At 52.6% G+C, this 15,260-nt stretch carries 12 protein-coding genes; all 12 read left to right on the top strand.

Annotated features, from left to right (window positions below):
• Nucleotides 1-205 precede the first annotated feature (205 nt).
• The 12 genes from GVJ63_RS06390 (at nucleotide 206) to rfbD (ending at nucleotide 15,216) form a co-directional block, all read left to right on the top strand.
• Nucleotides 206-1,342, top strand: coding sequence for an EpsG family protein (locus GVJ63_RS06390; protein WP_010248137.1), 1,137 nt, complete (start codon nucleotides 206-208; stop codon nucleotides 1,340-1,342).
• Nucleotides 1,343-1,470: 128 nt separating this feature from the next.
• Complete coding sequence (locus tag GVJ63_RS06385; RefSeq protein WP_010248134.1) at nucleotides 1,471-2,388, top strand: glycosyltransferase family 2 protein; 918 nt, start codon at nucleotides 1,471-1,473, stop codon at nucleotides 2,386-2,388.
• A 69-nt stretch (nucleotides 2,389-2,457) separates the two neighbouring features.
• A complete protein-coding gene (locus GVJ63_RS06380; protein WP_010670978.1) occupies nucleotides 2,458-3,210 on the top strand; it encodes a glycosyltransferase family 2 protein in 753 nt (250 codons plus the stop codon).
• A 46-nt stretch (nucleotides 3,211-3,256) separates the two neighbouring features.
• On the top strand, nucleotides 3,257-4,291 hold the full coding sequence (locus tag GVJ63_RS06375) for a glycosyltransferase (RefSeq protein WP_010670977.1): 1,035 nt from the start codon (nucleotides 3,257-3,259) through the stop codon (nucleotides 4,289-4,291).
• Between the two features lie 82 nt (nucleotides 4,292-4,373).
• Nucleotides 4,374-6,590 (top strand): phage tailspike protein, encoded by a 2,217-nt coding sequence (locus tag GVJ63_RS06370; protein WP_010248126.1) that lies wholly within the window; start codon nucleotides 4,374-4,376, stop codon nucleotides 6,588-6,590.
• Between the two features lie 159 nt (nucleotides 6,591-6,749).
• Complete coding sequence (gene wcaK / locus GVJ63_RS06365) at nucleotides 6,750-8,012, top strand: colanic acid biosynthesis pyruvyl transferase WcaK (RefSeq protein WP_010248124.1); 1,263 nt, start codon at nucleotides 6,750-6,752, stop codon at nucleotides 8,010-8,012.
• 4 nt (nucleotides 8,013-8,016) lie between these two features.
• Entirely contained in the window at nucleotides 8,017-9,240 is a 1,224-nt protein-coding gene (locus GVJ63_RS06360) for a glycosyltransferase (RefSeq protein ID WP_010248122.1), read from the top strand.
• The gene (locus GVJ63_RS06355; protein ID WP_010248120.1) at nucleotides 9,237-10,577 is read left to right on the top strand and encodes a lipopolysaccharide biosynthesis protein; all 1,341 of its coding nucleotides are present in this window, start codon (nucleotides 9,237-9,239) and stop codon (nucleotides 10,575-10,577) included. The genes GVJ63_RS06360 and GVJ63_RS06355 overlap by 4 nt, the downstream gene beginning before the upstream one ends.
• Before the next feature lie 278 nt (nucleotides 10,578-10,855).
• Nucleotides 10,856-11,758: a UTP--glucose-1-phosphate uridylyltransferase GalF gene (gene galF / locus GVJ63_RS06350; RefSeq protein WP_010248118.1), complete on the top strand. Its 903-nt coding sequence runs from the start codon at nucleotides 10,856-10,858 to the stop codon at nucleotides 11,756-11,758.
• Nucleotides 11,759-11,800: 42 nt separating this feature from the next.
• Nucleotides 11,801-12,814, top strand: a complete 1,014-nt coding sequence (gene galE / locus GVJ63_RS06345; protein ID WP_010670976.1) for a UDP-glucose 4-epimerase GalE — start codon at nucleotides 11,801-11,803, stop codon at nucleotides 12,812-12,814.
• A gap of 435 nt (nucleotides 12,815-13,249) precedes the next feature.
• Nucleotides 13,250-14,329, top strand: coding sequence for a dTDP-glucose 4,6-dehydratase (gene rfbB / locus GVJ63_RS06340; protein WP_010670975.1), 1,080 nt, complete (start codon nucleotides 13,250-13,252; stop codon nucleotides 14,327-14,329).
• On the top strand, nucleotides 14,329-15,216 hold the full coding sequence (rfbD, locus tag GVJ63_RS06335) for a dTDP-4-dehydrorhamnose reductase (RefSeq protein WP_159226580.1): 888 nt from the start codon (nucleotides 14,329-14,331) through the stop codon (nucleotides 15,214-15,216). Before rfbB ends, rfbD begins: the two co-directional genes overlap by 1 nt.
• Nucleotides 15,217-15,260 lie beyond the last annotated feature (44 nt).

Below are 15,260 nucleotides of genomic sequence, written 5' to 3'. Positions count from 1 at the left end.
ATTTACACAGGTTATTCTGTCCAAACCCACAAAAGCGATACATCTATAAATCGCATGGCGAGCGTCACTCAACAGAATTCATCACCAGCAGGCATCGCCCGCACGCAATTTGTGACCGTGCAATCAGACTCGCTGTAAAGCCAGTCGGTAAGGCGAAGCGTGATTATTGCTGGCATGAGAACTTGTGGAATTAAGGAATCACACCATGGCTCCATATTGGTATGTATCAGGCTTTTTACTGCTGCTTTCGCTGTTTGAAATAGCGCTAAAAAAAGACGAACGCACAAATTATATTCTGACCTGGCTACTCTGTTTTGCCGCCGTGACTTTGATTATTTTCGGGGGAATACGCGGTCTTGGTACCGGCATGGATGACTTTCAGTACCGGAGCTTCTTCGAAGACTTTGTAAGACGTATTGAGATTAATGGCTTCTTTAATACCGTTGCGTTTTTCCGTTACGAACCGCTGATTTTTGCGATGGCCTGGCTCACCAGCCTGTTTTCGCACAATGCCAGCATCTTCCTGTTTGTCTTCTGCGCCATTGCCGTTTCCATCAATACCTGGTTTTTCAGGAAGATGTCTCCGTATCCGGTGCTGGCGCTGGTGCTCTATTCGGCGCACATCTTTATCAACAAAGACATTAACCAGATTCGCTTTGGCCTGAGTTCTGCGCTGTTCCTTGGCGTTCTCTGGTCGATCTATCTCAAGCGCTACTGGTGGGCATTTGCCTTCTTTATTCTGTCGTTCACGAGCCATAACACCGGTGTCATGGTGGTGACGCTTGTGCCGTTCCTGTTTATCCGGGACTGGCGCTGGTGGCCGGTCATTATCATCGTTGCCAGTCTGCCGCTATCGGTTGTGGGTGGCTCGGGCTTTATTGCCCTGATTGCCGGTCATCTGGGATCGCTGGGAGAGAGGGCATCGGGCTATAACAATGACCCCTCCTATGCAATGGGTGGCAGCATCCTGGCCGTATCGAACCTGAAAAACATCATGCTGGTGTTCGTCTTCTTCTATTTCATGCTGACCGATAAGCTGAAGCGCGAGAATTACGCCCAGTATCGCCTTAACTATCTGCTGATTTTAAGTTTTGCCATCGGCGGGGCGATCAGGATCTTCCTGTACAACTTCCCGTCAGGTTCGCGCCTGTCCAACTATCTGCAGCAGGTTGAGCCGATCATCCTGACCTCGCTGATTTATCAGGCAAGGCGATCCTGGAAGCCAGCGCTGTATGCCATGCTGGTGTTCTTCCTGCTCTATTACCTCTACTACAACACCATTTCAACCAAACAGGCCGTTACCGGTTATGAAGTGGCGCGGGAGTTTTGGCTGATCCACTAATCAATCTGACGACCGCCTCTGGATGACGAGTTTCACCCAGGGGCGGTCGTCGGTCAGAACACAGGTTTTTCATCGACCGTTGTCGAATGAACTGTTTATTTTTGAACTACTTTAATGAGGTGCTGGCAATGAAGGACATTCGTTTCTCCATCGTAATTCCGGCTTATAACGCGTCAGAATCGATTGTCACGACGCTGGATTGCGTTAAAGCACAAACGTATCGCAATTTCGAAGTCATCATCGTTGATGATAAATCTGCGGATGCCGCCGCGCTGGCGGATGTGGTGCGCAGCGAACGCTACCGGGATCTCGATATCAATCTGGTGCTCTCTGAGGTCAAACTCAACGGAGCCGGTGCGCGTAACAAAGGCATTGAGCTGGCGACCGGTGACTACGTCAGCTTCCTTGACGCCGATGATGAGTGGGCGGCGGACAAACTGCAGCAGGTGAGCGAAAAAATTGCTCAGCTGGACGCGCAGGGCAAAAAGAATTTCGTCATTTTCAGCCAGGTGAATATCTATCAGGATGGCACGTTCCTGAAAGTGATGCCGATGCAGCCGCCAGGCAAAAATGAAACGGTCGCGGAGTATCTGTTCGGCTGCTACGGCTTTATCCAGACCAGCACCATTGTGCTGAAGCGGGAAGACGCGGCGAAAATTCAGTTCGATACCCGCTACATCCGTCATCAGGACTATGATTTCTGCATACGTGCCGACCGCATGGGCTATGACTTTGTGATGATCGCCGCACCGCTGGCGAACTACCACCTGGTCACTAAGTTTGGCTCGAAACACAAAGGCGAATCGGTGAACTACTCGATGTTCTGGCTCGATAGCATGAAGCCGCATCTGACCCCGCGTGACATCCACACCTACAAAGCTTTTAAGCTGCCGCTGCGCTACAAGATGGATGGTAAGTCGCTGATGGCGAGCCTGAGCTTTGCGCGCTACTTCTTCCTCACCAACAAAGACAACCGTGCTTACTTTATGAACCGGGTTAAAGACAAGGTCAAAGCACGTTTCGGCGGTGAGAAAGCGATCTCCTGACGCGCGCCGCGCCTCGCTCTGCTCCTGATGCCAGGAGCGACTCTTTTTACGATTAATTCAGGGTTGAAGATGAATACTTCTGTTGGAACCGTTGGCATTGTCATGCCTATGTATAATGCACGTCAGACGGTGTTACGCGCGGTGCAATCGGTTATCAATCAGCACTATACCGACTGGCATCTCTATCTGGTCAACGATAAATCGACCGATGACTCGCTGGAATTTGTGCGTGAGCATTGTCAGGATCCGCGCATTACCATTCTGGATAACGCGGTCAACATGGGCGCAGCAGAAACCCGTAACGTCGGGCTGCGCGCGGCCACTGAAGAGATTATCGCCTTTCTCGACAGCGACGATGAGTGGCATGCGGATAAGCTGACCCAGCAGGTTGCTGCCATTGCGGCCGGCGATGATTTTGTGATTACCGAATATCACTATAAAACCCGCAAGGCTGAGCACGACATTACCTACGGCAAACCTTACCTGCAGCAGGAAAACTTTGTGAAGAAGCAGTATCGCGTCTGCTTCTCCTCCGTCTGTTTCCGCCGTCCGCCGCAGGGGCTTTTCTTCCAGCGCAAAGGCCACGAAGATTTCCTGTTTTTGTATGAATTATTCACCCGCTATAAGCAGGCACGCGTAATTCAGACGATTCTGGTCAACTATTACGAATTAGGCGATTCCCTTTCCCGTAATAAGAACAAAGCGGCCCAGTGGCACCTTGAATTATTAAGAATTATCTATAAAAACAATCCTTTAAAAATCTATTACTATTACGCCTGGTATATGGTGAATGGTGTGCTGTTTACCCTTAAGCATCGTTAAGCCTGTCGGCAGGATTGTCTTTAAAATTTGAGGTGGATAGCGTTTCATGAAAAAAATTGTCCTGGTGATCAAAGATGCTTATTCGTATGCGGGCACCGAGAACATCTGTAACTTCATGTCAGAGTGTCTTGGCGAGACCCATGAAGTCACCATCTACTCGCTGGAAGGCAGTGGAAAAACCTTTTACCCGTTTGAGCACGTCAAACAGATCGTCAGCTTTGAAGGGCAGAGCAATCCGATCAAAAGCGCGGTTGCCCGGATTCACGAAGAGGGCTTTGATACCGTCTTCCTGATCAGCATGGGTCGCCTGAGCGTGATGTTCGCTTTCTGGAATCTGCTGGCGATGAAGAAGAAGCGGGGCAAAGCCTACGCCTGCGAACACATCGCCATTAACTCCTTCAGCAAACCGATTAAGTTCCTCAAGTTTCTGCTGCTGCGCTACTACGACCGCGTGATTGTTCTGACCGACAAAGATCATCAGGTGTTCAGCCGCTGGCGCATTCCCAGCAAGCAAATCCCCAACCCGGTGGTTTACAAAGACTATCAGCGCCAGACTCGTCATCGCCAGGCGCTGGCCGTAGGCCGTCTGGATAACCAGAAGGGCTTTGACCTGATGCTGGATATCTGGCGCGACTTCGCCCGCAGCCATCCTGACTGGACGCTGGTGATTGCCGGTGACGGTGAACTGCGTCAGCAACTGCATGACCAGGCGGCGGTGCTGGGCATCACCGACAGCGTGAAGTTTGTCGGTAAGGTCAGCAATATCAACGACTACTATCGCGACAGCGATATGGCGCTGATGACCTCGCGCTATGAAGGATTGCCACTGGTGCTGCTGGAAGCAAAATCCTGGTCACTGCCGGTAGTGGCATATGACTGCCCGACCGGTCCACAGGAGATCATCAATCACGGTGAAGATGGTTTCCTGGTTCCGATGAACGACAAAGCCACGTTTCTGGCCCGAATGGAGCAGCTCGCCAGCGATGACGCGCTGTTCTATGCCATGAGCGAAAAAACGAAACAGACCGCGCTGAAATTCGACGGTAATCAGATTAAGCAAAGCTGGCTGTCATTGGTTTAACCGGAGCTGGAAAAGCTCACTTGCGACGTGCCTCAGGGACACCGCCATGGCCAATGGCCTTATTGACTACGGGAATTGATGCATGAAAAGAAGAGAAGTTTTACAGACCGCCGCCTCCGCTCTGGTGGGGGCTCTCTCCGTGAGCACCTTTTCCAGCTACGCTGCAAAAAGTAACGGTATCGCCCTGAAGCCGGTTGATGCCACTGACGTGCCTAAAGGCGACGTGCCAATTCTGACCCCGGAAAATGTCTACGCCATGCCGCCGCAGTTCTGGCAGGGCTTTGAAGGCAAACTCTGGATTGGTAAAGCGGGCGCAGATGCCAGCAAACCGGGCAACCAGATCCCGGTCTTCCTGCGTGATGCCAGCGGCAAAGTGTCGGAGATTGCTCAGCCTATCGCGCTGAACAAAGGCAACTTTGCCCAGTTTATTCAGGACAATGCTGCGCTGATTGCCAATCCGTCGCATTCGATGGCAGTTGAAGACAGCAGTGGTCAGACGCTGTTCAACATCGCAGATGTCAGCCGTCCGGGCGCTGCAGATTTCAGCCAGCGTCTGGCGCAGCCCGCGGGTTATCAGCTGATTGGTGAGATCCCGTCCGTAGCGGAGTTACGCAAAACCCGTCCGCTGTTTGAAGGGGCTAAGGTTAAGCTGAAAAGCTGGCATGAAGGACGGGAGGTCGGCGGCGGCGAGTTTGTCGGCAGCTTCCAGCCCGCTCAGAATGATGGCGGCGTAAACTTTGCCGGTGAGGGTTTTTCCTGGCGTCGCGTGGTAGACGATTTTAACCGCCTGACCCTGTTTGATTTCGGTGCGATTGCCGATGGCAAAACCGATACGGCGCCCGCCATTATGGCGATGTTCCAGTGGTCACAGCAGGCTAACCAGCAGATCTGTGTCCAGTTCCCGGCCGGTACCTTCATGGTCTCAGCCTGTAACCTTGGCGATAAGTATCTCAACTTCTTCCGCATGTCCGGTGCGATGGTAAACTTCGGCTACTTCCCGGCGACCACGATTGTCTCCGATGGTAAGTCAGAGTTCGTCTTTGAGATGAATGCACGTCGGGTTGAGCTTTCCAACCTGAACTTTAACGGCAACAGCGATAAAAGCCCCAACAAGCAGGGCTTTTTCCATAACAACTGCCCTGGCGGACAATATTTCCGTGGTGCCTGCCTGCGCTTTAACGCAGTCGGCGGCACCGCCATCAGCCTGCAGGATACTCTGGATTGTAAAATCGACCAGTGGTACGCCTCACGCTGTAGCGGCGATGTGATCAAATCGGGCTGGTCAGGTCAGAAGCAGGGCAAATGGGACCACAGCACCGCGATTGAGCTGTCGAACTTTAATGCGCAGTACTGTCGTGGTGGCAAAGTCCTCAACCTGCCGCGCTGCGGCCAGTCGATTATCCATAACGGCTGGATTGAGCACTGTGATAACCCGGGTGATCTCTCCAACGGTCAGTGGATTGTCGATGCGCTGAGCCTGGAGGATTGTAAGAATCCGCTGATCGCGCATAACACGCGCCTGAATATGCGCCAGACCAGCCTGCAGTCGGGCAGCTGGATCGACAACTCCATGCAGGGCGACCGTCTGCTCAGCATCTGGGAGATGGGATCGACCCGCGTGGAGTCCTATGGCGTCGCGCTGGATGGCAGCCTGAAGTACAACTACATCACCTCGCGCTGGCGTTTAGAGAACAACACGAATCAGGAAACCTGGTTTGATCTCGGCAGCCTCTACTCCCCGACCGTGGGTGATTCGTGGGAGATCGAAATTTTTGGTCAGTCGCAGTTCAGTAACGGCAGTGGCGATAAGCCGCTGATGGACCTGATCGGTGACAAGACCACCGGTGGCCGCGCGATGATCCACGTACAGCGCAAAAAAGATCGCTCTGAAGCGAGCTGGTCGGCCGAAGGCAGCAGCCCGATTGTCGATGTGCGCTATGTGGCTGAGCATGACACCGATGTCCGCATCTTCGTCAAACTGGCGGGCTGGACGCCGTCGGTGGCCGTGCTGGTGAAAACCACCGGTAAAGATCGCTTTGTCACTGGTCGCTGTGCGCGCGTTAACGCGAAGATGGAGAAGGGCAATCCTCCGGCGGGCGACGCGACTAAACGCGCGCCGCAGCGCTTCAGCCTGCACAACGGCAAAGCGGGCGTGGGCGCTAATGAACAGGGCGACCTGCTGATGGCTTCCCGTCCGCTCTCCGCCGATCAGGTCGATACCAGCAAGCCAGAAGGCTTTGTTTCCGTCGTGATCAACGGCAAACAGGTCGCACTGCCTTACTTCGCAATCAAGTCGTAATCCCTTGCATCACGGCCGCCACAATGGAGGCGGCCGGTTTTAACAGGAGCACTACCTTTGGGTGCGTTATCCCGTAAAGCATTACTTTAAACAGAGTTCATTTTGCCCATTGCGGATCTGGGCGGCTTACAGAATTAAAAAAATTCATTCGGAGTTGTTATGAAAATTTTATTGGTGGGTAACCATACGTGTGGAAATCGCGGGGATGGCGCGATTCTTCGTGGACTGATTGATTCAATGAAGTCTGCACGCAGTGATTTAGAAATTGATGTTATAAGCCGTTATCCAACCAGCTCCGGTTATCTGCTTCAGCAGGATATTAAGCAGGATGCGCTGTATCTGCACAACAGCAAATCAGGCAAAGGTCTGGTCGGTTCGTTCAAGCGTAAAGTCGCGAACCGCCTGATGCCTGATATCATGATGGCGCATCTGGGCAAGGGCGGGATCTTTAAGTCGTTCGCTGTACCCCCGCACCTGAAAGCGTTTACTGACAGTCTGGCAAAATATGATGCGATTATTCAGGTTGGCGGATCGTTCTTCGTTGACCTCTATGGTGTGACCCAGTTTGACCATGCGCTCTGTGCGCTGATGGCGAAAAAGCCGATCTACCTGATCGGTCACTCGGTGGGGCCGTTCCAGAACCCGCGCGTCAATGCGCTGGCAAACTTTGTCTTTGATCGGGTCGACAGCCTGGTGCTGCGTGAATCGGTGAGTCTTGACCTGATGAAGCGCGATGGCGTGACCAGTTCTAAAGTCGCGTCTGGCGTTGATACCGCATTCCTGGTGCGCGCACGCGAAGTCGAAAATCCGAGCCATAACCTGCTCTACTGGCAGGGCATTATCGATGGCCGTAAAACCATCGCGATCACCGTGCGTGAACTGGCACCGTTTGATAAACGTCTGGGTGTGACGCAGAAAGAGTATGAAGCGGCATTTGGCCGGGTGATCAATGCCATGATTGCTGAAGGCTATCAGGTTGTGGCGTTCTCAACCTGTACCGGCATCGACAGCTATGCCAAAGATGACCGCATGGTTGCACTGACCCTGCGTGACCACGTGACGCAGCCTGAACATTACCATGTCATTATGGATGAGTTTAATGACCTGGAACTGGGCATCCTGCTGAATCATTGTCATCTGACCATTGGTACCCGCCTGCACTCGGCGATTATCTCCATGAACTTTGGCACCCCGGCTGTGGCGATCAACTACGAGCACAAGTCGATGGGTGTGATGAACCAGCTTGGTCTGCCGCAGATGGCAACCGATGTGAAAAGCCTGATGGATGGCTCGCTAATCGACAAGGTGAAAACTGTGCTTGCCGATTACGACAACATCAAGCTTAAGGTCGACACGGCCGTTGCGAATGAAAGGGAAATTGGCAACCGGATCACTGAAGAGATTCTCAAAGTATTAGGGTAATGTGATGAAACTGACTTTTTTCACCATGCGTTTCCCGGTTGCCTCTGAGACATTCGTATTAAATCAGGTAACCCACTTTATTGATGCCGGTTACGAGGTGGAGATTATTTCAGTCTTTCCCGGCGATTTAGTGAACCGGCATGCCGCTTTTGATGAGTATGGTCTGGCGGCGAAGACGCATTATCTGCTGCCGGAAGAGAAGATCTCGATTGTCGATAAGCTGAACCAGCGCATCAAGCTGGTGCTGCCAAAAGTGACGAAGCCGTCGCTGCTGCGTTCGCTGAATGTGCGCCGTTATGGCGCACAGTCCAGCAAACTGCTGCTGCCGTCGATTGTGGCGAATGCAAAGCAGACCTTCACTGCAGATGTGTTCCTGGTGCATTTCGGCTATGCCGGTGCCCTGGCGAACAAGCTGCGTGAGCTGGGCGTGCTCAAGGGTAAACAGGCGACCGTGTTTCACGGCGCCGATATTTCCCGTCGTCACATTCTGGAAGAGCACAAACTCGACTATGTGAATCTGTTCCGCCAGAGTGAGCTGATGCTGCCTATCAGCAATCTGTGGAAGAACAAGCTGATTGAGATGGGCTGCCCGCCGGAAAAAATTCACGTTACGCGTATGGGCATTGAGCCGGAGAAGTTTAACTTCCAGCCGCGCCAGGCGTTTCAGACGCCGCTGCGTATCGTTTCGGTGGCACGTCTGACCGAGAAGAAAGGGCTGGATGTGGCGGTCAAAGCCAGCGCCATCCTGAAGCAGCGTGGCGGTCAGTTTCAGTACACCATTATCGGTAACGGCGATCAGGATGAGATGATGCGTGATTTCATCGCCCGCGAGGGGATGGAAGATTGCGTCAGCATGCCGGGCTTTAAACCTCAGGAGGAGATCCGTCGCGCGCTGAGTGAGGCTGACATCTTCCTGCTGCCCTCCAAAACCGCCGCAGATGGCGATATGGAAGGTATTCCGGTTGCACTGATGGAGGCGATGGCGGTCGGCCTGCCGGTGGTCTCAACCTTCCACAGCGGCATTCCGGAGCTGATCGAAAACAACGTATCTGGCTGGCTGGTGGAAGAGGACGATCCTGAGGCGCTGGCGGAGACGCTGCTGAAGCTCTCTCAGGGTGAAGTGGATGTGGCGCCCGTGGTCGCGGCCGCCCGTCACAAAGTTGAGACTGAATTTAATCAGCATATCGCCTACGGCGAACTGGCACAGATTCTGGAGCGACTGGTGTGAGTGGATTTAAGTCACAGGCGATTTGGCTGTTCGGCAGCACCTGCTTCTCGGCAGTGCTGCAGGTTGCACAGCTAAGCTTTCTCGCCCGCAAACTGGAAACCCACGAGCTGGGTCTGTTAGCCATCATCAACGCCATCCTGGCGGTGGCGGGTGTGCTGCAGGATATGGGGATGAGCAGTTATCTGGTGCATCGTCAGAACATTACCCGTCGTGAGCAGAGCACTATCTACTGGGTGAACGTCTCACTCAGCTTGTGTACTGGCCTGATCATGCTGCTGATCGCCTTCCCGGTCTCCTGGTTCTATCACCTGCCGGAGCTGGTGGGTCTGATCATGCTGACCAGCCTCAACTTCCTGGTGCTGGGGCATCTGTCGCAGTATCAGGCGCACTACATCAAAACCAAGCGGATGGTTTCGCTGGCGAAGATTGAGATGGGCACCAAGCTGTTTGCCTTCCTCTGTGTGGTGGCGATGCTGGAGTTCACCTCGCTCACCGTAGCGGCGGCGATTCTTGGTCTGTTTATCAACGCCTTTACCCGCATCCTCTGCATGATTGCGCTGGGTGAGAAGTCGTGGCGTCCGACCTGGGAGTTCGATAAAGCGACTTTTATTGGCGCGATTCGCTACGGCAGTTATCAGCTCGGCTCGCAGACCATTAACCAGCTGCGAACCCAGGCCGATGCGCTGGTGGTCGGTAAAGTGATGGGCGCCGAGATGCTGGGTGTCTACTCGCTGGCGAAAGAGCTGGTGCTGCAACCGCTGAAGCTGGTGACGCCGGTGATTAACCGTCTGGCACTGCCGCGCTTTGCAGAGAAGCAGCACGATGCCGAGCAGTTGAAGAAGCTGTTCCTCAAAGGCACGCTGGGGATCATGCTGTTCAGCAGCGCGATGTACCTGGTGATTGGCATCTTCTCGCCGGTTATCGTTCGTGTGCTCTACGGCGCATCCCACGAGCAGGTCTATCATCTGATTCCGCTGATGCTGCTGTTTGGTATGCTGCGGCCGATGGGCGGACTGACCGGGGCAATTTCCCAGGCCAACGGACGGACCAACGTTGAGTTCTACTGGAACATCGTGGCGAGTATTGTGGTTCTGGCGGTGCTGGCAACCACCTTTATCTGGCCGAACGTGCTCTATGTGGCGCTGACGCTTTCCATCTCGCAGATTCTGATCTCGGCACTGGCTCATCCGTTCTTTATTAAGCCGGTGATTGGCATTCGGTTTATCCCTTATGCCCGGCAGTGGGTGGCGGTGTCGGTGGTATTTGTCGGCATAATGCTGCTGGTCAATCACTTTAATCTGTTTGTGATGCCGGAGTGGTTTGAAGGCTGGTTGTAATCACAATTGCGTTATATCAACGGGCGGCCTCAGGGTCGCCCGTTTTCATTTATGGCTGGTCTCAGCCGCGCGGCGACCAGGGGTGGAAATAACAGAGGCGATATTCGATTACTGATTGTCTTTATTCAGTTTATGCCGTTGCTGGCAATGGGCAAAATGCCGAATTTCCAAGTTATGACAGAGAGTTACTGTCCGATTTTCAGATAAAGATTATACTTGCTCTTCCGGCCGATCCTGCATAATCGACCCACATCTTCATTTTATTAAACGGAATAAATATGACCAAGCTTAAAGCAGTAATCCCGGTTGCGGGCCTCGGTATGCATATGCTCCCTGCGACTAAAGCCATTCCGAAAGAGATGCTGCCTGTCGTCGACAAACCGATGATCCAGTACATCATTGACGAGTGTGTTGCCGCGGGTATTAAAGAGATTGTGCTGGTCACGCATGCATCGAAAAATGCCGTAGAAAACCATTTCGACACCACCTATGAGCTCGAAGCGCTGCTTGAAGCGCGCGTGAAGCGTCAGCTGCTGAGCGAAGTGCAGTCTATCTGCCCGCCAGGCGTAACCATCATGAACGTGCGCCAGGCGCAGCCACTGGGCCTGGGTCACTCGATTCTCTGTGCCCGTCCGATGATCGGTGATAATCCGTTCGTGGTCGTGCTGCCAGACGTGCTGCTGGATGATTCTACCGCTGACCACATGCGTTACAACCTTGCGGCGATGGTTGCCCGTTTTGAAGAGACCGGCCACAGCCAGGTCCTGGCACAGCATATGCCCGCGTCCAATCTCACTGAGTACTCGGTAATCACCACTGCAGAGCCGATTGATCACCCTGGCGACATCAGCACCATTACCGATTTCGTTGAGAAGCCTGAAGATACCGCCGGACTGAACTCTGACCTGGCTGCGGTAGGCCGCTATGTCCTTTCTGCTGATATCTGGGCGGAACTGGAGCGCACTGAGCCAGGCGCGTGGGGCCGTATCCAGCTGACCGATGCCATCGCCAGCCTGAGCAAACATAAAACCGTTGATGTTTCGCTGCTGACCGGTCACAGTTTTGACTGCGGTCGTAAGCTCGGTTACATGCAGGCGTTTGTCTCCTACGGCCTGCGCAGCAACGCGCAGGGTCGCGATTTCCGCGAAGCTATCCAGACCATCCTCGCAAAACAACAGTAATTTATTTGCCGCGTCCTGCGCGGCAGATTGAAAGGAGCTCACATGGCAATTTTAGTCACGGGCGGAGCAGGATATATCGGCTCCCATACGGTACTGGCGCTGTTGCAGCGCGGTGATGATGTTGTGGTTCTGGATAACCTCTGCAATGCCTCACGCGAAGCGATTAACCGCGTTGAGAAACTGGCAGGCAAAAAAGCGACCTTCGTTGAAGGCGATATCCGTGATCGCGCCTGTCTGCGTGACCTGTTTGCATCCAACAGCATTTCAGCCGTAATCCACTTTGCTGCGCTTAAAGCCGTCGGTGAATCTACGCGTATGCCGCTGGAGTACTACGAGAACAACGTCGCGGGCACCGTGGTGCTGCTGGAAGAGATGCGTGATGCCGGCGTCTGGAACTTTATCTTCAGCTCATCAGCAACCGTTTATGGCGCAGATGCCCCGGTTCCTTACGTTGAGACCACCCCGATTGGCGGCACCACCAGTCCATACGGCACCTCTAAGCTGATGACTGAATTCGTGATGCGCGACTTCGCCAAAGCGGAGCCGAAGTTCAAGGCGATTGCGCTGCGTTACTTCAATCCGGTTGGCGCGCATGAGTCAGGCGAAATCGGTGAAGATCCGGCGGGCATCCCAAACAACCTGCTGCCGTACATTGCACAGGTCGCGATTGGCCGTCTGGAGAAGCTGGGCGTGTTTGGCGGTGATTACGATACGCCAGACGGTACCTGTCTGCGTGACTACATCCATGTCGTTGACCTGGCGGAAGGGCACCTGAAAGCGCTGGATTATCTGAGCAAAGTTGAGGGCTACACCGCCTTTAACCTGGGCGGCGGCAAAGGCTTCTCGGTGCTGGAGATGATCAAAGCGTTTGAGAAGGCATCCGGCAAGGCGATCCCATTTGAGATAAAGCCACGTCGCGATGGCGACCTGCCTGCGTTCTGGGCCGATGCGTCACTGGCGAACACGACGCTCGACTGGCGCGTGACGCGCGGCATCGATGAGATGATGCGCGATACGTGGAACTGGCAGAGCAAGAACCCGGATGGGTTCAGGTAGTTGAAAAGAAAGGCGAACTACGGTTCGCCTTTCTTATATTTGATTTGAAATATCTTATCAGACCTTTCTCATAATTCTGATTGCATCACCCTGAGGCATCAGCAACCATCTCCTGCGCCAGAAAAGTGCTCATTAGTTGAACTAACACCTGCGACATAAACGCATTTTATTCGTAATAGCTATACCTGAGTGATAGAATTTACGATTGTTGAATGATAAACCCACTTAAACAATTTCATTAATAAAGTGATATCAATCAACTGAATGCTGAACATCTGGCGGATTCATGTTGTCAGCATACTCATTCGGTCAAAGATAATCAGCATCGTGGGAGCTGTAACCCAGGGGCGGTAGCGTGCTCTTAAAACGCCTATGATTGTCTGCTTTTTATTCAGGCACCCATGCCTCAGATAGCTTGTCAGGAATAAATACGTTATGAAGATTCTTATCACTGGTGGTGCAGGTTTTATCGGTTCAGCGGTTGTGCGTCATGTTATCAACAATACGAACGATGAAGTCATTAACGTTGATAAACTAACCTATGCAGGCAATCTTGAGTCTCTTAAAGAGGTGAGCAGCAATCCACGCTATACCTTTAAACAGATCGATATCTGCGACGGTCAGGCTATCACTGAAGCATTAAATAAATTTCAGCCTGATGCCATCATGCATCTGGCCGCTGAAAGCCATGTAGACCGTTCGATCACCGGTCCGGCTGAATTTGTTCAGACTAACGTGGTGGGCACCTATGCTCTGTTAGAGGCGAGCCGCCAATACTGGAGTGCGCTGCCTGATGAGCGTAAATCAGCATTCCGTTTTCACCATATTTCAACGGATGAAGTCTATGGCGACTTACCTCATCCGGATGAAATGGATGGCGACCTCCCGCTGTTCACCGAGGAAACGCCTTATGCACCCAGCAGCCCTTATTCTTCTACCAAGGCTGCCAGCGATCATCTGGTTCGCGCCTGGGGCCGCACTTACAAGCTGCCGGTGATTGTCACCAACTGTTCGAACAACTATGGCCCTTATCATTTCCCGGAAAAACTGATCCCACTGATTATTAGTAATGCGCTGGAAGGCAAACCACTACCTATCTACGGTAAAGGCGATCAGATTCGTGACTGGCTTTATGTTGAAGACCACGCGCGCGCGCTTTACACCGTAGTTAAAAATGCGAAGACTGGCACCACCTATAACATCGGCGGACATAACGAAAAGAAAAATATCGATGTTGTGATGAAGGTTTGCGAACTGCTGGATCAGTTGCGTCCAAAAGCGACTCCGTACAGTGATCAAATTACCTATGTTCAGGACCGCCCGGGACATGATCGTCGCTACGCGATTGATGCCGCTAAGATTGAAAAGGATTTGGGCTGGAAACCGGAAGAGACGTTTGAAACGGGCCTGAAGAAAACCGTTGAGTGGTACCTTAACAATTCACAGTGGGTTGAGCATGTGAAGAGTGGCGCGTACCAGAACTGGATCGAAGAAAATTACGAGAAACGTAGCTAATGGATATTCTCCTTTTTGGTAAAAATGGCCAGGTCGGCTGGGAATTACAGCGTGCGCTGGCGCCATTGGGCAATTTGATTGTGGTCGATCGTCAGTCTACTGACTATTGCGGCGATTTCGAAAACCCACAGGGGCTGGCTGAGACGGTTCGCAGGATAAAACCAGCTGTAATCGTGAACGCGACAGCTTACACCGCTGTTGATAAAGCTGAATCAGAGCAGGATAAGGCTCGCCTTGTTAACGCCACTTCAATTAAGGCTTTGGCAGAGGCCGCTGAAGAAATCGGCGCGTGGTTGGTCCATTACTCTACCGATTATGTTTTTGACGGCTCGGGCGATCGTGCCTGGTGTGAGGATGATGCAACAGCCCCGTTGAATGTCTATGGACAGACTAAGCTGGAAGGGGAGCAGGCAATCGTCCGCACCATGACGAAATACCTTATTTTCCGTACCAGCTGGGTCTACGCAGCAAAGGGCAATAATTTTGCTAAGACGATGCTGAAGCTTGCTAAAGATCGGGATTCATTGTCAGTGATTAATGATCAGTTTGGTGCGCCAACTGGCGCTGAACTGATCGCAGACAGCACTGCACATGCAATCAGAGTGGCATTGAATAATAATGCAGTTGCTGGCATCTACCATCTGATTGCAGCAGGTGAGACGACCTGGCATGCTTATGCTAAGAGCGTAATCGACTTTGCAAAATTGCAGGGTGTTGAGCTTAATGTTCAGGTGATTAATCCTGTGCCAACAAGTGCATTCCCTACGCCTGCCAGACGTCCTTCAAATTCCCGGCTCAATACTGAGAAGTTTCAACATACGTTTGGTTTGACCCTGCCTGACTGGAAATTGGGTGTTGAACGTATGTTGCTTGAAACTCTTAAATAATTTAAACAGGTAGCGAAAGCTGCCTGTTCATGTAAGGTGAAATT

Source organism: Pantoea sp. 18059 (assembly GCF_902706165.1).
Classification (GTDB): domain Bacteria; phylum Pseudomonadota; class Gammaproteobacteria; order Enterobacterales; family Enterobacteriaceae; genus Pantoea; species Pantoea agglomerans.
The sequence above is the reverse complement of the archived record's forward strand: the minus strand, read 5'-3'. Positions and strand labels throughout refer to the sequence as shown.